The 18,753-nt window shown below is 60.6% G+C and carries 16 protein-coding genes; 9 read left to right on the top strand and 7 right to left on the bottom strand.

Annotated elements, in window-relative coordinates; translation table 11 throughout:
* Positions 1-3 precede the first annotated feature (3 nt).
* Both thiE and ACOYXH_RS21670 read right to left on the bottom strand, forming a co-directional pair.
* Entirely contained in the window at positions 4-627 is a 624-nt protein-coding gene (thiE, locus tag ACOYXH_RS21675) for a thiamine phosphate synthase (protein WP_095125490.1), read from the bottom strand.
* An 18-nt stretch (positions 628-645) separates the two neighbouring features.
* On the bottom strand, positions 646-1,443 hold the full coding sequence (locus tag ACOYXH_RS21670; RefSeq protein ID WP_007909650.1) for a hydroxymethylpyrimidine/phosphomethylpyrimidine kinase: 798 nt from the start codon (positions 1,441-1,443) through the stop codon (positions 646-648).
* A 304-nt stretch (positions 1,444-1,747) separates the two neighbouring features.
* Here ACOYXH_RS21670 and ACOYXH_RS21665 point away from each other — a divergent pair, with 304 nt between their 5' ends.
* The 4 genes from ACOYXH_RS21665 to ACOYXH_RS21650 all read left to right on the top strand — a co-directional run bounded on the left by ACOYXH_RS21665 (position 1,748) and on the right by ACOYXH_RS21650 (position 8,248).
* A complete protein-coding gene (locus ACOYXH_RS21665) occupies positions 1,748-4,102 on the top strand; it encodes a 7TM diverse intracellular signaling domain-containing protein (RefSeq protein ID WP_460409945.1) in 2,355 nt (784 codons plus the stop codon).
* Positions 4,103-4,198: 96 nt separating this feature from the next.
* Positions 4,199-5,848: an acyl-CoA dehydrogenase family protein gene (locus tag ACOYXH_RS21660; RefSeq protein WP_095125488.1), complete on the top strand. Its 1,650-nt coding sequence runs from the start codon at positions 4,199-4,201 to the stop codon at positions 5,846-5,848.
* Between the two features lie 192 nt (positions 5,849-6,040).
* Positions 6,041-7,540, top strand: coding sequence for an AMP nucleosidase (gene amn, locus ACOYXH_RS21655; protein WP_016986142.1), 1,500 nt, complete (start codon positions 6,041-6,043; stop codon positions 7,538-7,540).
* 72 nt (positions 7,541-7,612) lie between these two features.
* Positions 7,613-8,248 carry a pseudouridine synthase gene (locus ACOYXH_RS21650; protein WP_093434639.1) on the top strand — a complete coding sequence of 212 codons (636 nt, stop codon included), beginning with the start codon at positions 7,613-7,615 and terminating at the stop codon, positions 8,246-8,248.
* On the opposite strand, the gene ACOYXH_RS21645 is transcribed toward ACOYXH_RS21650, so the two are convergent.
* Together ACOYXH_RS21645 and ACOYXH_RS21640 are read right to left on the bottom strand one after the other, a co-directional pair.
* Entirely contained in the window at positions 8,243-8,452 is a 210-nt protein-coding gene (locus ACOYXH_RS21645) for a DUF2788 domain-containing protein (RefSeq protein ID WP_042561226.1), read from the bottom strand. The genes ACOYXH_RS21650 and ACOYXH_RS21645 overlap by 6 nt on opposite strands.
* A gap of 310 nt (positions 8,453-8,762) precedes the next feature.
* A complete protein-coding gene (locus ACOYXH_RS21640; RefSeq protein ID WP_008081091.1) occupies positions 8,763-9,242 on the bottom strand; it encodes an Lrp/AsnC family transcriptional regulator in 480 nt (159 codons plus the stop codon).
* 450 nt (positions 9,243-9,692) lie between these two features.
* Between ACOYXH_RS21640 and ACOYXH_RS21635 the strand changes: the two genes are divergently transcribed.
* Positions 9,693-10,745 (top strand): DUF6515 family protein, encoded by a 1,053-nt coding sequence (locus ACOYXH_RS21635; protein ID WP_220557042.1) that lies wholly within the window; start codon positions 9,693-9,695, stop codon positions 10,743-10,745.
* Here the strand turns inward: ACOYXH_RS21635 and ACOYXH_RS21630 are convergent.
* Both ACOYXH_RS21630 and ACOYXH_RS21625 read right to left on the bottom strand, forming a co-directional pair.
* Positions 10,739-11,647, bottom strand: coding sequence for a cation diffusion facilitator family transporter (locus ACOYXH_RS21630; RefSeq protein WP_093434645.1), 909 nt, complete (start codon positions 11,645-11,647; stop codon positions 10,739-10,741). The two genes, ACOYXH_RS21635 and ACOYXH_RS21630, sit on opposite strands and share 7 nt — an antisense overlap.
* A 12-nt stretch (positions 11,648-11,659) precedes the next feature.
* The gene (locus tag ACOYXH_RS21625; RefSeq protein WP_007909665.1) at positions 11,660-12,079 is read right to left on the bottom strand and encodes a hypothetical protein; all 420 of its coding nucleotides are present in this window, start codon (positions 12,077-12,079) and stop codon (positions 11,660-11,662) included.
* Between the two features lie 110 nt (positions 12,080-12,189).
* On the opposite strand from ACOYXH_RS21625, the gene hrpB reads away from it, so the two are divergent.
* The 3 genes from hrpB to ACOYXH_RS21610 all read left to right on the top strand — a co-directional run bounded on the left by hrpB (position 12,190) and on the right by ACOYXH_RS21610 (position 15,849).
* Entirely contained in the window at positions 12,190-14,709 is a 2,520-nt protein-coding gene (hrpB, locus tag ACOYXH_RS21620; RefSeq protein WP_460409944.1) for an ATP-dependent helicase HrpB, read from the top strand.
* Positions 14,710-14,837: 128 nt separating this feature from the next.
* On the top strand, positions 14,838-15,410 hold the full coding sequence (locus tag ACOYXH_RS21615) for a hypothetical protein (RefSeq protein WP_460409943.1): 573 nt from the start codon (positions 14,838-14,840) through the stop codon (positions 15,408-15,410).
* Between the two features lie 13 nt (positions 15,411-15,423).
* Positions 15,424-15,849, top strand: a complete 426-nt coding sequence (locus tag ACOYXH_RS21610; protein WP_093434651.1) for a hypothetical protein — start codon at positions 15,424-15,426, stop codon at positions 15,847-15,849.
* On the opposite strand, the gene ACOYXH_RS21605 is transcribed toward ACOYXH_RS21610, so the two are convergent.
* Positions 15,828-16,757: a LysR substrate-binding domain-containing protein gene (locus ACOYXH_RS21605; protein WP_460409942.1), complete on the bottom strand. Its 930-nt coding sequence runs from the start codon at positions 16,755-16,757 to the stop codon at positions 15,828-15,830. The two genes, ACOYXH_RS21610 and ACOYXH_RS21605, sit on opposite strands and share 22 nt — an antisense overlap.
* A gap of 221 nt (positions 16,758-16,978) precedes the next feature.
* Here ACOYXH_RS21605 and ACOYXH_RS21600 point away from each other — a divergent pair, with 221 nt between their 5' ends.
* Positions 16,979-18,469, top strand: coding sequence for an aldehyde dehydrogenase (locus ACOYXH_RS21600; protein WP_460409941.1), 1,491 nt, complete (start codon positions 16,979-16,981; stop codon positions 18,467-18,469).
* Positions 18,470-18,753 lie beyond the last annotated feature (284 nt).

Genomic DNA, 18,753 nt, shown 5'->3' with positions numbered 1-18,753 from the left:
AAATCAGACTTTCAGTAATTCATTGAACGCGCGGGCGCGGCGGGTCACTTCGGCGGTGCTCTCGGCACCAAACAGACCGTGGACTACGGCGAGCAGGTCGACCCCATGGGCCACCAGCGGCGCGGCGTTGTCGAGGGTGATGCCGCCAATCGCGCAGATTGGCAGGTGCAGCGTGCGCTTGGCTTCGTCGAGCAGATCGAGGCTGCAGGTCGGCGCGCCGGGCTTGGTGTTGGAGTTGAAGAAGCGACCGAAGGCGACATAACTCGCACCTTCTTTGGCCGCTTGTTCGGCCAGCGCGATTTGCGCGTGGCAGGTCGAACCGATGATCGCTTTCGAGCCGAGCAGGGCGCGGGTCGGCGACAGCGGGCCGTCGGTCTGGCCGAGGTGCACGCCAACGTTGAGGCGCGCCGCCAGTTCAGCATCATCATTGATGATCAACTGCGTCTTGTAGCGCTCGCACAGATCGCGCAGCGCTTCGGCCTCGCGCAGACGGCGGGCCTCATCGTTGCTCTTGTCGCGGTATTGCAGCAGGGTGACGCCGCCTTCCAGCGCCGCCTCCACGTAAGACAGAAACTTGCCGGCCAGCAACTGGCTGTCGGTAATGGCATACAGGCCACGTAGTTTCATCAGGCAGACCTCACGACGTTACGAGCAGAAATCCAGCGGCAGGCGACGCGGGACGAACTGGCCTTTGCCCAGTTGTTCGGCATCGCGCAGGGTGCGCCAGGTGTAATCCAAAGCACTGCGCACAGCGCTGGCCAGGTGTTCGCCCTGGGCCAGACGACCGGCGAGGGCGCTGGCCAGTGTGCAACCGGAACCGTGATAGCTGCCCGGCAGACGCTGGCAGATAAAGGTTTCACGCAGGCCGTCGCGGCTGTAAACGCGGTTGTGGATTTCAGTTTCGTCGCCATGGCCGCCGGTGATCAGCAGGTTTTTGACGAACGGCAGGAGTTTTTCAGCGCACTCGTCCGCAGTGCCTTCGGGCAGTTCGGCGAGGATTCGCGCTTCAGGAAGGTTAGGGGTGGCAATGATCGACAGCGGCAGCAGACGCTCACGCATCGCGTAACCCACCTCGTCCTTGCCCAGGCGTCCGCCGCCGCCGGCGCGCAGCACCGGGTCGCAGACCACCGGCAAGTGCGGGTGCGCGGAAAGCAGTTCGACAACGGTGTCGACCATTTCCAGCGAACCGAGCATGCCCAGTTTGACTGCCGCGACTTCGGAGTCGTTGAGTACGGCATTGGCTTGAGCCAACACCCACTCACGGTCGAGGACGCGGAAGTCAGTGACGTTGACGGTGTCTTGCACGGTCAGGGCGGTGACGGCCGGAGCCGCATGGCAACCCTGCGCGAGCAGGGCTTCGATATCTGCCTGCAAGCCGGCGCCACCACTTGGGTCGTGGCCGGAGAGACAGAGGACAACGGGGCGGGAGCTGTAGATATTCATGGTGCGCGAGCTTACCACCAAAGCTGATTTTCGGGTTCAGTGCTGTTGTGGCGGGTCGATAACCCGGCAAGAGATTGCGACCATGCTGTCACAAGTTGACCAACTCAACAGCTCTAGCCCGCTGCTTTGCTCTGGAACGCCCGTTCTAGAGCCTTTGTAGGAAAAATTTCAATGGTGCTCAATGGCCATCAACGGCTATGCTAGTCTGGATCCAAACCAATAACAGGTAATACCGGTTTTACGTCTACTCAAAGGGAATGGGGGGGCTTCCTGACACAACCGGACGAGCCACGCTGGGGCTTCAATGCGCTATTTGCTGATGTTGTTGTTCTGCTTGCCCCTCATGGCGAGCGCCGTCGAATTCGACGAATTTACCCAGAGCCTCCCTCTGGGCCGGTCGCTGCAAGTGTTCGAAGACCCGAGCGGTCAGGCGAGCATTGCCGATGTTCGCGCGCAGGCTGCCGCCGGCAATTTCAAACCCCACGATAAAGCCACGCTTAATGCCGGTTACTCGCGTTCGGCGTTCTGGCTGAAAATTGACCTGCATTACCGTCCGAGCAATCCCGCCGCCCAGCGCACCTGGCTGCTGGAACTGGCTTATCCACCGCTTGACCATCTCGACCTCTATACGGCCGACGCCAATGGCGACTACCGCCTCGTCCGACAAACCGGCGACGCCTTGCCGTTCGCCAGTCGCGAGATCCGCCAGAACAACTATTTGTTCGACCTCGCTTTCGCACCGGGTCAACAACAAACCGTGTACCTGCGACTGGCCAGTGAAGGCTCGATTCAGGCGCCGGTGACGTTGTGGTCGAGCACGGCGTACCTCGAAGATCAGCCGGTGCGCCTGTATGTGCTGGGGATCATTTATGGCGTGCTGTTGGGGATGCTGGTCTACAACCTGTTCATCTACCTGAGTGTGCGCGACACCAGTTACCTCTATTACATCTTCTATATCGCCTCGTTTGGCCTTTATCAGCTGTCGGTGAACGGTGCGGCGGTGGAGTATTTCTGGCCGGACAATCCGTGGTGGGCCAACGCGGCCACGCCATTTTTCATCGGCTGTGCGGGGCTGTTCGGCAGTCAGTTCGCCCGCAGTTTCCTGCAGACCAAAAACCATAGTCGCTGGCTTGATCGCTTGCTGATTGCACTGATCGCGTTCGGTGCGCTGGTGGTCGGTTTGTCGCTGATGACCAGTTACGCACTGTCGCTGCGTCTGGCGACGATATTGGCACTGACCTTCACTGTGGTGATTTTTGCCGCCGGGATTCTGGCCTGGTGGCGTGGTTTGCGCGTGGCGCGCTATTTCATCATCGCGTGGTCGGCGTTTCTGCTCGGCGGCATCGTCAACACGCTGATGGTGCTCGGCCTGCTGCCGAACGTATTCCTGACCATGTATGCCAGCCAGATCGGCTCAGCTATCGAAGTGGCGCTGCTGTCGCTGGCACTGGCCGACCGGATCAATGCGATGCGCGAGCAACAGGCGAAGACCCTGTATGACGCCGGGCAGAAACTCGAAGTGCTCAACCAGCAACTGGCCCACAGCAACAAACTCAAGGACGAATTCCTCGCGACCCTGACCCACGAACTGCGCACACCGATGAACGGCGTGATCGGTTCGCTGGAGCTGATGCAGACCGTCGAGCTGGATCCGGAGCTTGAGCAATACCAGCAGACCGCCGCCGGTTCCGCGCGGGACATGATGCGCATGGTCAACGGCATCCTCACCCTCACGGAATTGCAGGCCGGCAAGCTCAAGGCTGCGCCGGGCAGTTTCAGCCTGCGCGCGGTGGTCGAAGCGTTGCGCGTGCAGTTCGACAGCAACGCGGCGAGCAAGTCGCTGGACTTCAAGGTCGAGGTGCTGCCGACCCTGCCAGATCGCCTGTACGGCGACAGCGCCAAACTCGCGCAATGCCTGGAATGCCTGCTGGACAACGCGATCAAGTTCACCCGCGTCGGCGGGCTGGCGCTGCGGGTGACCGGCAAACCGTCGACGGACAATCGCCTGGCGTTGTCGTTTGCGGTGATCGACACCGGCATCGGTTTTACCGATCTGGGCGAGGCGACGATGTACCAGCGCTTCTTCCAGCTCGACGGTTCGATGACCCGCGAATACGGCGGACTGGGCGTGGGGCTGGCGATCTGCCGACAGTTGGTTGAGCTGCTCGGCGGCAAGCTCACTCATCGCTCGGAGCCCGGACGTGGCAGCCGTTTTCAACTGGACGTTGAGTTTGAACTGCCGGCGGTTGAAGCTGCGCCGATCGTCGCGCCTTCGCACGATTGTGTGCGTGCGCCGCAGGACTGCACGGTGCTGCTGGTGGATGACAACAGTGTCAACCAACTGGTGATGCGTGGCATGTTGCTCAAGCTCGGCTTTCGCGTGCGTACCGCCGACAACGGCGCGGCGGCATTTGATTGCTTGCAACGAGAGACTTTCGACGCAGTGCTGATCGATTGCCAGTTGCCGGCTTACGACGGCGCGTCATTGTGCTGCCAGATTCATGCGTTGCCGGGCTGCGCGAACTTGCCGGTATTCATGCTGGCGCTAACTGCCGACCGAGAGCTTTGCGCAACGGGGGCGCCGGTCGATTACTTGAGCAAACCCGTAAAATTCGAAGATCTGCAATCTGCGCTGGAGCGGCGGGTGTTGTGCTGCTAACAGGGTAAAAGCGCCGCAAATTCGGCGGATATGACACTTTGACCGGTTGCGGAGCGGTGCTTAACTGGGTTCCTTGGTTGCCCGAAGGAGCCCGTAATGAACCTGCATCAGTTCGCCGAAACTCACGAAGTCACCAACCAGCCACCGTCGCTGGACGGCACTAACCTGTACCGCATCGACCTGCCGTTGCAGGAGTGGTCGCGGCGCTTTGGTGCCGGGTGGGCGGAGTCGCGGATCGATGCCTACGGTGCACTCGCTGGTGGGCCGTTGATGGAAGCCGGGTTCCTCGCCAACCAGAACAAACCAACGTTCGCCAGCCATGACCGCTACGGTCATCGCATCGATCTGGTGGAATTTCATCCGGCCTATCACGAACTGATGGGCACGGCGATCGAGCATGGCCTGACGTCGCTGCCATGGACCCATCCACAGGACGGCGCGCATGTCGCGCGCGCCTCGATGACCTATCTGCACAGCCAGGCAGAAGCCGGCAGCGGTTGCCCGTTGACCATGACCTTCGCCAGTGTGCCGGCCCTGCGTTTGCAGGCGAACATCGCTGAGCAGTGGCTACCGAAAGTCCTCGCCACCGAATACGACCCACGCAACGTCGGCATGGCGCACAAGGCCGGCGTGACCATCGGCATGGCCATGACCGAGAAACAGGGTGGCACCGACGTGCGCGCCAATACCACAAAGGCTTACCCGGTCGGCGCCAGTGGCCCGGGTCAGGCTTATGAACTGGTCGGGCACAAGTGGTTCTGCTCGGCGCCGATGTGCGATGCGTTTCTGACCTTGGCGCAGACCGACAAGGGTTTGAGTTGTTTCCTGCTGCCACGGCATCGCCCGGACGACACGCGTAATCAGTTCTACATCCAGCGCCTGAAAAACAAACTCGGTAACCAGTCCAACGCCTCCAGCGAAGTGGAGTTCCGTGGCGCGCTGGCGTGGATGGTTGGTGAGGAGGGGCGCGGCGTGCCGACTATTATCGAGATGGTCGCTATGACTCGGTTCGACTGCATGGTCGGTTCCAGCGCGTTGATGCGTCAGGCGCTGACCCAGGCCAGCCACCACTGCGCACACCGCAAGGTCGGCGGCAAACTGCTCAGCGAACAGCCGTTGATGCAAAACGTCCTGGCTGATCTGGCCTTGGAAAGCGAAGCCGCGCTGGCCCTGAGTTTGCGCATGGGCAAGGCGCTGGATCATCTGGATGATCGCCACGAAGCGCAATTTGCGCGGCTGGTGACGGCGGTGGGCAAGTATTGGATCTGCAAGCGTGCGCCGGGGATGATCAACGAAGCGGCGGAATGCATGGGCGGCGCCGGGTATGTCGAGGACAGCATCCTGCCGCGTCTGTACCGTGAGGCACCGGTGAACTCGACGTGGGAAGGTTCGGGGAATGTGCAATGTCTGGACGTACTGCGGGCGTTGTCGAAAGAGCCGGGTGTGCTTGATGTGTTGTTCAGCGAATTGGGCGACGGGCACGGTGACAAGCGCCTGGCCGCGCATATTCAGCAGTTGCAGGCGCAGTTCAAGGACACCAGTGACATTCAGTATCGGGCTCGGCAACTGACCGAAGACATCGCGCTTGGTTTACAGGCCAGGCTTTTATTGGAGGCCGGAAATTCAACGGTCAGCGATGCCTTCATCGCCAGCCGCCTGAGCGGTGGCGGCCGGGTTTACGGCGCCTTGCCGCGTGGGCTAGACGTCGAAGCTATCGTCGCCCGCTCGACCCCGCAAGGTTTCTGACCGCAATCTCCCCAACACTACAAAACCCTGTGGGAGCTGGCTTGCCAGCGATGGCGGCCTGTCAGTCAACACTGATGTTGCATGTGCCGGCCTCATCGCTGGCAAGCCAGCTCCCACAGGGGTTCGCTTTGTCTGAAAGATTTGGGTACACCCACAACGCCACTGTTCCCGTGACGCCACGATGCAGGCAAGATGAAGCTCTGCAAGTCAGAACACAGGAAGCTGATCGTGACCGAAGCGTTTATTGTCGTTCAAACCGCCGAACAAGCCGTGGACCGTCTGGCCGAGCTGCATGAGCGGGCCACCACTGCGCTGAACTCGGCGCTCAAGCGTTACCTCAAGGATCGCGTCGAACCCGACGCTGCGCAGCGTGCTCTGTTTCGTTATCCCGAACTGCGTCTGACCTATCATTGCCAGGGCGAAGTGCCGCAGACCACCCGCGCTTATGCCAAGGTGCAACTGCCGGGCACCTATAGCGTCACCGTCACCCACCCGGCGGCGTTCCGCAAATACCTGCTCGAACAGTTGGTGCCGTTGATGCACGACTTCACCGTGACTGTGGAAGTCGGCGTCAGCCAGCAAAACATTCCGTATCCGTACGTGGTCGAGCAGGGCGATGAACTCGCCGGCTCTGGCGTCACCGCTGCCGTGCTGGCGCGGGTGTTCCCGAGCACCGACTTGTCTGCCGCTACCGATGGCATCGCCGACGGTCTTTACGACTGGGAAAACACCGATCCGCTGCCGCTGGCCTTGTTCGACGCCGCGCGCGTGGATTTCTCCCTGCGCCGTCTGGTGCACTACACGGGCAGCGACTGGCGGCATGTGCAGCCGTGGATTCTACTGACCAACTATCACCGCTATGTCGACCAGTTCATCGTCCATGGTCTGGAACAGTTGCGCCGCGACCCGCGTTTCGTGCGCATGGTCTTGCCGGGCAACGTGATCATCGAGAAGGGCATGGATCACGGCGAAGCGTCGGCGATTGCTGCCGGTGTGGTCTGGCACCGTTACCAGATGCCGGCCTATCACCTGATCGCCAGCGATGGCCACGGCGTGACGCTGGTCAACATCGGCGTCGGCCCGTCCAACGCCAAGAACATCACCGACCACTTGGCGGTGCTGCGTCCGCATTGCTGGCTGATGATCGGCCACTGCGGCGGCCTGCGTCAGTCGCAGACCATCGGCGACTATGTGCTGGCCCACGCTTACATGCGTCGCGACGGCATTCTCGACCGTGTGGTGCCGCCGAACATCCCGATCCCGGCCCTGGCAGAAGTGCAAATGGCGTTGCAACAGGCTGCCGCCAATGTCACTGGCGAGAAGGGCGATGATCTGAAAAAACGCCTGCGCACCGGCACCGTGCTGACCTATGACGATCGTAACTGGGAATTGCGCTGGGCGCAGGAACGACCGTTGATCAACCTGTCCCGCGCCGTGGCCGTGGACATGGAAAGCGGCACGATTGCAGCGCAGGGTTATCGCCTGCGGGTCCCATATGGCACGTTGCTCTGCGTTTCAGATAAACCGCTGCACAGTGAAATCAAACTGCCGGGTTCGGCCAATGCCTTCTATGAACGCGCGGTCAGCCAGCACTTGAAGATCGGCATTGAAGCGGTGGACCTGCTGCGCACTGAACTCAACTCGTTGCACTCGCGCAAATTGCGCAGCTTCGACGAGCCGCCGTTCCGTTAACGCTTAGTCGTGGTCATTTGGCGGTCGGGGCACTAGCATTGTCAGCCCTGATCGCTAAATGTCTGCTCTCTTATGTCTCGTCCCCCGCGTCCACCTTCCCGCCGCCCCGGCGCGAAGCCTCAGTCGTCCGCGCCGCGCCGTGTTGCCAAGGCACCCCCGGCAGAGCCGAAACTGATCCTGTTCAACAAACCGTTCGATGTGCTGACGCAATTCAGCGACGGTGAAGGGCGGGCGACGCTCAAGGATTTCATCGATGTGCCCGGCATTTATCCGGCCGGACGCCTGGATCGCGACAGTGAAGGATTGTTGCTGCTGACCAACGACGGGCAGTTGCAGGCGCGTATCGCCGATCCGAAACACAAACTGGCGAAGACCTATTGGGTGCAGGTCGAAGGTGTGCCGACGGCTGAGCAATTGCAGCGCTTGCGCGATGGCGTTGAACTGAATGACGGCATGACCTTGCCCGCCGAAGCGCGGCAGCTGGATGAGCCTGAGTTGTGGCCGCGCAATCCGCCGGTGCGTTTTCGCGCGACCATACCGACGTCATGGCTGGAACTGGTGATTCGCGAAGGGCGCAACCGTCAGGTACGGCGCATGACGGCGGCGGTAGGCCTGCCGACATTGCGGTTGGTGCGGGTGAAGATTGGTGACTGGACGATCGACGGACTCGATCAGGGCCAGTGGAAGGAAGTGCCGGCGCGCTTATAAAGCGCCGGATTCGATCAGGCCGATCACCACACTCTTGATGATGAACGCGGCCACGCCCAGGCCCAGTACGAAGAACAGAATGAGCGAGCCAAAGCGCCCGGCTTTGGACTTCTTCGCCAGATCCCAGACGATGAAACCCATGAAAATGATCAGGATGCTGACCAGACCGGTCATCATCCACTCTTCTAATAAGGCTGGATCCATTGGGTTTCTCCGACGCGCATGGGGCTAAAAGGGCGCGGCGAGTATACGCCAAGGTGTGTGGGGTGACATTGATCTGGGTCTGATCCGGAACTGTTGCCCTCACCCTAGCCCTCCCGAAACGTCGGACCGCCCGGAGGGAGAGGGGACTGACCGGGGGATGCTCGCAAAATACGCCGACCTGAACGTTCTGTTGTGAATCCATAATCGACTCAATCTTTCAGGTCGATGTATGACGCCAGACTCCTCGGCCGGCCCCCTCTCCCTTTGGGCGGTCCGACGTTTCGGGAGGGCTGGGGTGAGGGGCTTTTGATCAGTTGCGCAGGTGGGTCAAGGGCAGTTCTGTGCTGTTGAGCACCTGATTCAGTACGAAGCTTGAACGAACGCTGGTCACCCCTTCAATCCGGGTCAGGTGTCCCAGCAATAGCTTCTGATAGTGATCCATATCCGGCACCACCACCTTCAACTGGTAATCTGCATCCACCCCCGTCACCAGACTGCACTCCAACACCTGCGGCAACGTGCGAATCGCCGCTTCGAAGTTCTCGAATCGCTCTGGCGTGTGTCGGTCCATGCCGATCAGCACATACGCCGTCAGGCTCAACCCAAGCATTTTGCGATCGAGCAATGCCACCTGACGCGAAATATACCCGTCGTCTTCCAGTTGCTTGACCCGGCGCGAGCAAGGGGAGGGCGACAGACCGATGCGCTCGGCCAGCTCCTGGTTGGAGATGCGGGCGTCGCGCTGCAATTCCGCCAAAATACTCAGGTCGTAACGGTCGAGTTTGCTCATCAATCTGTCCTTGGTTGTAACTATTGCGGCAGATTATCTATCCAGGGTTAAAAATTGCGCAAGTGGTGTTTATTTCAGCAATCTTCGCAATCCTCTGTCGCCGTCTCAGGCCTATTCTTATCACCAGAATCACTGCTCGGTAACACAGTCCACGCGGCCCGCCCTATCCGGCCTGCCGCGGCCGCCACCCCCACCGGGGTTGTGCCGGCCCCCGAGCTGCACACTGTCCAGAAGACGGCGTGAGGTGAGCCGACGTCAAAAGCGTCGAGCCAGGACGAAGTTCTCTAAAGGGAGGCCGACGGGTCTCCCTTTTTTCTTGCCTGCGATTTCATGCTGGACGCTCAATAAATAAGTTGCGTGACTGATAACCTGTTGCAGAACCCGGTGTGTGTATTCCCGGTCTTAGTGACAAGCCCTCTTACATTTACAGGCCCCGCAGTGAGAAAAAGCATGAATTCGCGCATCTGGCGTCTGGCCGGTGTTGGTTTGCTGTGTGTGAGTGTCAGTGCGCAAGCGCTTGCCGATGAACCGCAGAATCGCGGGCCGGAGGGCGGTGGCCATGGCCAGGACCATCAGGGCAATAATCAGGGCCATGGCGGCAACAATCAGCCGCGTCCGCAGAATAATCAGCCACAGCAGAATCAGCCGCGCCCGCAGAACAACGAGATCATTCGTGGCGACAACAGCCGCCAGTTCGAGCACAACGGCAACAACAATGGTCCGTGGCAAAACCACGACCAGAATCGTCCGGCGTATAACCCCAACCCGGTGCGCCAGCCGCCACCACCGCCACAACTGCCGGCCAATAGCCTGCCGATCCAGCCACGGCCCGATACCGTGCGCCAGACCCAGGAACCGCGTCAGGGTTACTACCGCGACGAGCGCCCGCAAAACGGTTATCACAATCAGCAATGGCAGACCGGTAACCGGCCCAATGACAATCGCTGGCCGGGCCGTCCGGATGGTCATGGCAATGGCTGGGGGCCTGGTCCGCAATATCGACCGGGGCATGTGATCGACCGTTTCCCGGATCGTGACTACCGCGTGCCGTATCGCGGTCAGGATTACTTCTACTCCGCAGGCTACTGGTATCGCCCACAAGGCCCGCGCTACATCGTCGTGCAGCCGCCACGCGGGATTCGCATTCAGTATTTGCCCGATTACGCCCGTGAAGTGTGGATCGGTGGTTCGCTATTGTTCCTCGCCGCCGGTGCCTACTACGCGTATCAGGAGGCGACCCAGGATTATATAGTCGTCGAGCCGCCGGTTCAGCCACAACCGCAGCCGCAATCCCAAGGTTATGACGTCGAAGCCTATCCGGCCAACGGCCAGTCGCCGGAGCAGGTGCAGCAGGACGGATACCAGTGCTATCAGTACGCCGTGCAGCAAAGCGGTTTCGACCCGCGCACCGCGACGTATCAACCGGCACCCGAAGTGGTGCAGGCGTACCGTCAGGCGCAGGGTAATTGCCTGAGCAGTCGCGGTTATCAGGTCAGTTACTGAAGCCGGGTTTGCGCCCGTTCAGACTTGACCACTTCCTGCGGGTCGGCGTGCACCAGCACCTCGGCTCGCGGGTAGGCCTTGTGAATGGCATCGGCGGCTTGGTCGCTGATGCCGTGGGCCACTGACAGGGTCAATTCCCCCGGCAATTCCAGGTGCAACTGCACAAACCAGTGGTTGCCGGAGATCCGCGTGCGCAAGTCATGCGCGCCCAACACCCCCGGCACGCTGCAGGCCAATTCGAGCATGTGCTGACTGACGTCGGTTGGCAGTTCTTCATCCATTAGCACCGAAAAACTTTCCCGGGCGATCTGGATCGCACTCCACAGGATATAGGCGGCAATGCCGAGTCCGAACCAGGCATCCAGTTGATGCCAGCCGAACCCGGCCAACACCAGCGCCACCAGAATACTGCCGTTGAGTAACAGGTCGGATCGGTAATGCAGTGAGTCGGCACGCACGGCGTTGGAACCGGTCTGCTTGATCACTCGATGCTGCAGCACCAGCAAGGCCACCGTCAGCAGCAATGAGAAAATGATCACGCCAATGCTGATCCACGGTGCGCCAAGCGGTTCCGGATGCTGGATGCGTTCATAGGCTTGAAACGCGATCAATACCGCGCTGCCGCCAATGAACAGCGCCTGCGCCATCCCCGCCAGCGACTCCGCCTTGCCGTGACCATAACGATGATCGTCATCGGCCGGGCGCAGCGCGTAATGCACGGCCAGCAGATTGAGCAGCGAAGCGATGCCATCCAGCGCCGAGTCGGTAAGGCCGGCGAGCATGCTCACCGAGCCGCTGAGCCACCAGGCGATGGCTTTGGCGATGATCAGCGTGCACGCCACCGCTACCGAAGCGCGGGTTGCCAGCCTGAGCAGGCGGGCGTGTTCGGGGCTGGATGTCATTGAACGTCCTTTTTAAGCGGCGGGTTGCAGGCCGAACATCGCCAGTTGTTGAGTGCTGCCCTTGTGTTGAATCAGGCGCGGATCATCCAGTGGGAAATCTCGGCCCAACTCGCTTTCGAGAATAGCCTGCAACTTGTGATTATCGACCTGGCCGTCCGGGCCGATGGCTTGCTTGAGTTTGGCCGGATCGATCTGCGCAGTGTGGCCCGGTTCGAAATAGATCGCACCGGTGGCGAAGTCGACGGCAAACGCGATCAGCCCGGGAATGACGTAGAACAGCAGGCCCACGGCGTCGAGCACGGCAATCGCCGGGTCGATCTTGCCGTCGATCTGCCCGCGCCGGTCCGGGTAGAAAATCGAACCGCACGCGGTAATTTGCGTGAGCAGGGTAGCGACCAGTACACCGCCGATCAGGCGAAAAGGTAAGCGCATGGGGAAATCTCCTGATTCATCTAAGAACGAAGCGTAGTCGTGTGAAGTTAAGACCCTGACGAACGCCTAGCAGTTCGCCGTTATACTCGCGCCTCTGTTTTGGAGCCAGCATGATTTCTTTGCCAATCGATGACGTTTTACCCGCCCTGCGTGAAGCCCTCGCGACACGCCACGAAGCCGTGCTCGAAGCACCGCCGGGCGCCGGTAAAACCACCCGCGTGCCTTTGGCCTTGCTCAATGAAGCGTGGCTGGCCGGGCAGACCATTCTGATGCTTGAACCGCGCCGTCTCGCCGCGCGTGCAGCAGCGGAGCGTTTGGCCAGCGAGTTGGGCGAGAAGGTCGGGGAAACCGTCGGTTATCGCATTCGTCTCGATAGCAAGGTCGGCCCCAATACGCGTATCGAAGTGGTCACCGAAGGCATTCTCACCCGCCGTTTGCAGGATGATCCGGCGCTGGAAGGCGTGGGCCTGCTGATCTTTGACGAGTTTCACGAACGCAGCCTCGACGCCGATCTGGCGCTGGCCTTAAGTCTGAACGGTCGCGAGCTGTTCCGGGCTGAACAGCCGCTGAAGATTTTGCTGATGTCGGCCACGCTGGAAGGCGAGCGTCTGGCCGGGTTGCTGGATGACGCGCCGATCCTGCGCAGCGAAGGCCGCATGTATCCGGTGACGATGCGTTGGGGCCGGCCGTATCAGCCCGGCGAGTACATCGATCAGCGCGTTACGCAAACCGTGCTCGAAGCGCTGCACGACGAAACCGGCAGCCTGTTGGTGTTCCTGCCGGGGCAGGCGGAAATCCGTCGCGTCCATCAACAACTGGCCGACGTCATCGGTGAGCGCAGTGATGTTTTGCTGTGCCCATTGCACGGCGAACTGGACCTCAACGCCCAGCGTGCCGCCATCGACCCGGCGCCGACCGGCCAGCGCAAAGTGGTGCTGGCGACCAACATTGCCGAGACCAGTTTGACCATCAACGGCGTGCGCGTAGTCATTGATGCCGGGCTGGCGCGAGTGCCGCGTTTCGACCCCGGTAGCGGCATGACCCGCCTCGATACTCAGCGGATTTCCAAGGCCAGCGCCACCCAGCGTGCGGGCCGCGCCGGGCGATTGGAGCCGGGCGTTTGCTATCGCTTGTGGTCGCAGGATCAGCACGAACAACTGGCCGCGTATGGCAGTGCGGAAATTCTTTCGGCGGATCTCGCCAGCCTGGCGCTGCAATTGGGGCGCTGGGGTGTCACGCCGGGCGAACTGGTCTGGCTGGATGTTCCGCCGGCGGCCGCTTATGCCCAGGCGCAGGAGTTGTTGCAGCGGCTCGGCGCGCTGGAAGGTGAGGCGCTGACTTCTCACGGTCAGGCCATGGCTGAGTTGCCGGCGCATCCGCGCATCGGGCATTTGCTCCTGCGCGGTCAGGCGCTGGGGCTGGCGAACATGGCCTGCGATGTCGCCGCGCTGCTGGGCGAGCGCGATATCTTGCGCGGTGCCGGGGCAGATTTGCACAGTCGCTTGGTTCTGCTATCCGGCGAAGAACGCGCCGCTCGCGGTGCGCACGGTGGTGTGCAGCGCGCCCGGCAACTGGTGCGGCAATATCGCGGTTATCTGCGCGGCAAGGCGAGCGAGCCGGTCAGCGATCCCGATCATCCGCGCTGGCTCGGTGCCTTGCTGGCGCTGGCCTACCCGGATCGCGTCGCGCAACAGCGGCGTGCCGGTGGCGCCGAATATCGTCTGGCCAACGGTCGCGCGGCGCTGTTCGCCGAAGCCGATAGCCTGATGAAAGAGCCGTGGATCGTCATTGCCGACCTCGGCAGCCGTCAGGGCCAGCGCGAGGAGCGGATTTATCTGGCGGCGGATTTCGATCCGGCGCTGTTCGATTCGGTGCTCGCCGAACAGGTGCGCAACGTTGATCAACTCGACTGGGACGAACGCGAAGGTGTGCTGCGCGCCGAACGCCAGCGCAAGGTCGGCGAGCTGATTCTCAGCCGTGAGCCGTTGACCGGTCTTGATGAAAATGCGCGCAGTCAGGCGCTGGTCAATCTGGTGCGACGCAAAGGTCTGGAACTGCTGCCGTGGACGCCGGAACTGCGCCAGTGGCAGGCACGTGTGGCGTTGTTGCGGCAGTTGGAATTGCACAATCAGGACGACAGTCAGTGGCCGGATGTCAGTGATGCGACGTTGCTCGATACCCTTGAAGACTGGCTGATGCCGTATCTGGGCAAGGTCTCGCGGCTCAGCCATTTTGCTAATCTGGATCTGTCGAGCATTGTGCGTAACTTGCTGCCGTGGCCGCTACCGCAGAAGCTTGATGAGCTGGCGCCACATCATCTGAGTGTGCCGTCGGGGTCGTCGATTCGTCTGGACTACAGCGAGTTTCCGCCGATTCTCGCGGTGCGTTTGCAGGAGTTGTTCGGGCTGGCGGATACGCCGCGGATTGCCGGCGGGCGCCAGGTGGTCAAGTTGCATCTGTTGTCGCCAGCAAGGCGACCGGTGCAGGTGACGCAGGATCTGGCCAACTTCTGGCGCAGCACCTATGCCGAGGTGAAGAAGGATTTGAAGGGTCGCTATCCGAAGCATTACTGGCCGGACGATCCCCTGGTCGCCGAAGCCACGGCGCGGGCGAAGCCTCGGGGCACCTGAGCAGTAGTGGCAGCGCGCTATTAGCCCATCCGCCCTAATTGCCCCTGTTCGGGCCGCCTCCTAAAGTGGCGGCCCGAACAATAACAAGTTGCTGCCTGGCAACCTGTGCCCAAGGAACGGAACTGCCCATGTCATCTTTTCTCAAGTTCAAGAAGTTGATCTTCTTGTCGGCTGCGCTTGTCGTTGCCTGCAATTCGGCAAATGCCGAAGAATCCAACCCGGTTGGCGACTGGTGGATTATCTACGGCAACGGCGTTGCCCATAAAAACATCATGTACGTGGCGGATGCGACGTCGGTGGTGCCTTCGGAAAAAACCAAAGGCGCGACCATGGTGGCGGTCACGCTGGTGTATGAAGAGCCCGGCAAACCAATGATCGACGTGTACAACCTCGAAACCCAGTGCTCTACGGGCAAGGTACGTTTTATCATTGGCCAGTCCATCGAGCGTCTCGCATACACCCTGCGTCATCTGAAAGTTGCCAACCAATGGCAGACCCCGAAAGAATTCTGGGTCCAGCAAGCGCTGAAGTTTGCCTGCGCGCCGGGTAGTCGGGCTAAAAACGACATGGCCGCCGTGGGCAAGATGGAATACATGCAAATGATCCAGATGCTCCAGCAGATGTTCTTCAAACTTGCACCGATTCAGGAAAAGAGCCAGATGATGGACAACATCGACAGTCTGCTCGAACTTAAAAAATAAGCCGGGACAGCCCATGACTTACATCCGTTTATTGCTGGCCACCGTGTTGGCCGCGTTGCTCTTGACTGGCTGTTCCACCATTGCGCAGAGCCGCTGGGAAGGGCGTGATGCGCAGGAAGCGCTGGACTTGTTCGGCAAACCCGACTCGATGAAAAAGGAGATCGGTCCGAACGGCGAACCCTTGGCGGTGCTGACCTGGTACAAGTCCGCGAGCTGGACCACCACCGAAGCGGCCGGGACTTCGATGACCCATACCGGCAATGGCATGGTGTACACCGAGCACTATCAACAAGTCGGGCACAGTTCCGATTGCAAATTGCAGGCGAAAATCAACCAACAGAAGAAGATCGCGCAGTTCCTGATCGAAGATGGACGGATCCTGCATGGCAAGTGCACCAATGTCAGGTATGTCCCCGGTTATATTCCACCAGGCATGTGAGCGGTCTTCGCGGTCAGTTGCTCGCGGCAATAATCGGCGAACAGCTGCGCCGGTTTGGTCAACTGCCCGCGCTTGAGCCACGCCGCCACCAAACCGGAACCGGTGACGTCTTCGACGATGTCCACGCACACGACTTTCTTGCCATCGTAGGTGCATTCCGAATGCGGTCTGGTTACCAGAATCGAAAAGCCGAAACCTTGGCCAACCATTCCGCGCACCATTTCAACCGATGGCGAGCTGAACTCGATACGCGGTGTTAATCCAAGCTCTTCGAACAGGCTGACGAAGTAGGTCCGGCTCGGCTGCACATCAAGCAAGATCATCGGGTCCAGACACAGATCGCGCAGCGACACTTGCTTGTACTGGGCAAAGCGATGATCCGCCGGCAACAACGCATAAGGTCGTTGCGCCGGCATAAGCGGTTCGGTCTGGATGGTCGCGTCGAGCTCATGTTCATAAAGAATCACCAGATCGAACGCGCCTGACGTCAGGCCTTGCACCAGCTCTTGTTGCTCACCGTCGCGAATGCGGATTTTCACGCCCGGATACAGCCCCGAGAACCCGGAAATCAACTGCGGCAAATACAACGGCGCGACCGTTTCGAAACAACCGATATCGATCTGCCCGGCGACCACGTCGTTGTCGGCGAGGGCGTTCTGTTCGAACTCCTTGGCCATGCGCAACAGTTCTTGAGCCTTGCGAAAGAACCGCGCACCGCTTGGGGTCAGTGACACGCCTTGGGCGTGGTGACGGATCAGCAGTTGCACGCCGAAGCTGTCTTCCAGGCCTTTGATCGCGGTGGAAATCGCCGGCTGCGCGATGTACAGCTTGCGCGAAGCCTCGGCAACGCTGCCGCATTCGACGGTGGTGATGAAGTATTTCAGCTGACGCAAATTGTAGGCGGCCACGACAAACCTCAGGACGAGCGGACTCGACTTGCAAGCAATTTGTGCGCCGCCACGTCCGTTGCGCGACGATGTTGTTGTCCCTCAACCATAGCCACCTGCGCGGGGTTTGGGGAAAGTCGTTGCCCAGTGTTTTTATTGCCTGCGAAGACATTTTTACTATTTTTAGCCCGTGCGGACCTGAGCGACCATCGAGGCACAATAACGTCTCAGGAGCATCCGTCGTGTTCGAGCTTGCAGAGTGGCAGCGCCGCGCCGTTGCATTGAAGTTTCCCGATCAGGCCGTGATCGACGGCAAGCATTGCGCGGCGCAATCGGGGCAGACTTTCGCTGCGATAAACCCGGCGACCGGGCAATGTCTGGCCAACGTCGCTGCGTGCGGCGAGGCTGATGTCGACGCGGCGGTGCGCAATTCACGACAGGTTTTTGAGGCCGGTACGTGGTCGCAACGTGCTCCGGCCGAGCGCAAACAGGTGCTGCTGCGTCTGGCTGATTTACTGATGAGTCATCGCGAAGAACTGGCGTTGCTCGACTCGCTGAACATGGGCAAACCGGTGATGGATGCCTACAACATTGACGTGCCGGGCGCCGCCGGGGTGTTCCGTTGGTACGCCGAAGCCATCGACAAACTCTACGATCAGGTCGCGCCCAGTGCGCCGAATGTGCTCGCGACCATTACCCGTGAAGCACTCGGTGTAGTCGCTGCTGTGGTGCCATGGAATTTCCCCTTGGACATGGCCGCGTGGAAGCTCGCGCCGGCGTTGGCGGCGGGTAATTCGGTGATCCTCAAACCGGCCGAGCAGTCGCCGTTTTCGGCACTGCGTCTGGCCGAACTGGCGCTGGAAGCAGGGCTGCCGCCGGGTGTGCTGAACGTGTTGCCGGGGCTTGGTGAGCAGACTGGCAAGGCCTTGGGTCTGCACGCGGATGTCGATTGTCTGGTGTTCACTGGCTCGACGCAGGTCGGCAAATATTTCATGCAGTACTCCGCACAATCGAACCTCAAACAGGTCTGGCTGGAGTGCGGCGGCAAGAGTGCCAATCTGGTGTTCGCTGACTGTCAGGATCTCGATCTGGCGGCGGAGAAAGCCGCGTTCGGGATCTTCTTCAATCAGGGCGAAGTCTGCTCGGCCAACTCGCGCTTGCTGGTGGAGCGCTCGATTCATGATGCGTTTGTCGAACGCCTGAAAGCACAGGCCGAGCGTTGGTTACCGGGGGATCCGCTGGATCCGCAGAGCAGCGCCGGGGCGATTGTCGACAGCAAACAGACGGCGAGCATCATGCGCTTTATTCGCAGTGCCGAGCAGTCGGGGGCGACGCGGGTGTGTGGTGGGCAGCAGCGGCGTTTCAACGGGTCGGATAATTTTATTGAGCCGACGATTTTTACCGGTGTGACAGCTGACATGCCGCTGTTTCGTGAAGAGGTATTTGGGCCCGTGCTGGCGGTCGTGCCATTCGACAGTGAAGAGGAAGCGGTGCGGTTGGCAAACGACAGTGTCTACGGGCTGGCGGCGTCGCTGTGGACCGATGACCTTAACCGCGCCCATCGAGTGGCGCGACAGTTGCGCGCGGGTACGGTGTCGGTCAACACGGTCGATGCGCTGGATGTGACGGTGCCTTTCGGCGGCGGCAAGCAATCGGGTTTTGGCCGGGATCTGTCATTGCATTCATTAGACAAATACACCCAACTGAAAACTACCTGGTTTCAATTGCGCTGAAACCGCGTCGCCCTTATCGCTGGCAGGCCAGCTCCCACACTGGATCTAAGTCGCACGGCAGATCCCCTGTGGGAGCGAGCCTGCTCGCGAAAGCGGTGGGTCAGCAGCGAAAATGTCGACTGACGCGGCGCCATCGCTGGCAAGCCAGCTCCCACAGGTTTCAGCGTTGTTCACACAATCCAGGCACACTCGCGATCCCTGTGGGAGCTGGCTTGCCAGCGATAGCATTCTCCCAGTAGCCGAAAATCCCCAATTTGCACCCACCTCGCGCACCCCCGCAATCC

The sequence above is a fragment of the Pseudomonas sp. Mb7 genome, from assembly GCF_054790525.1.
Note: the sequence above shows the minus strand (reverse complement) of the source record. Positions and strands in the feature narration are given on the sequence as shown.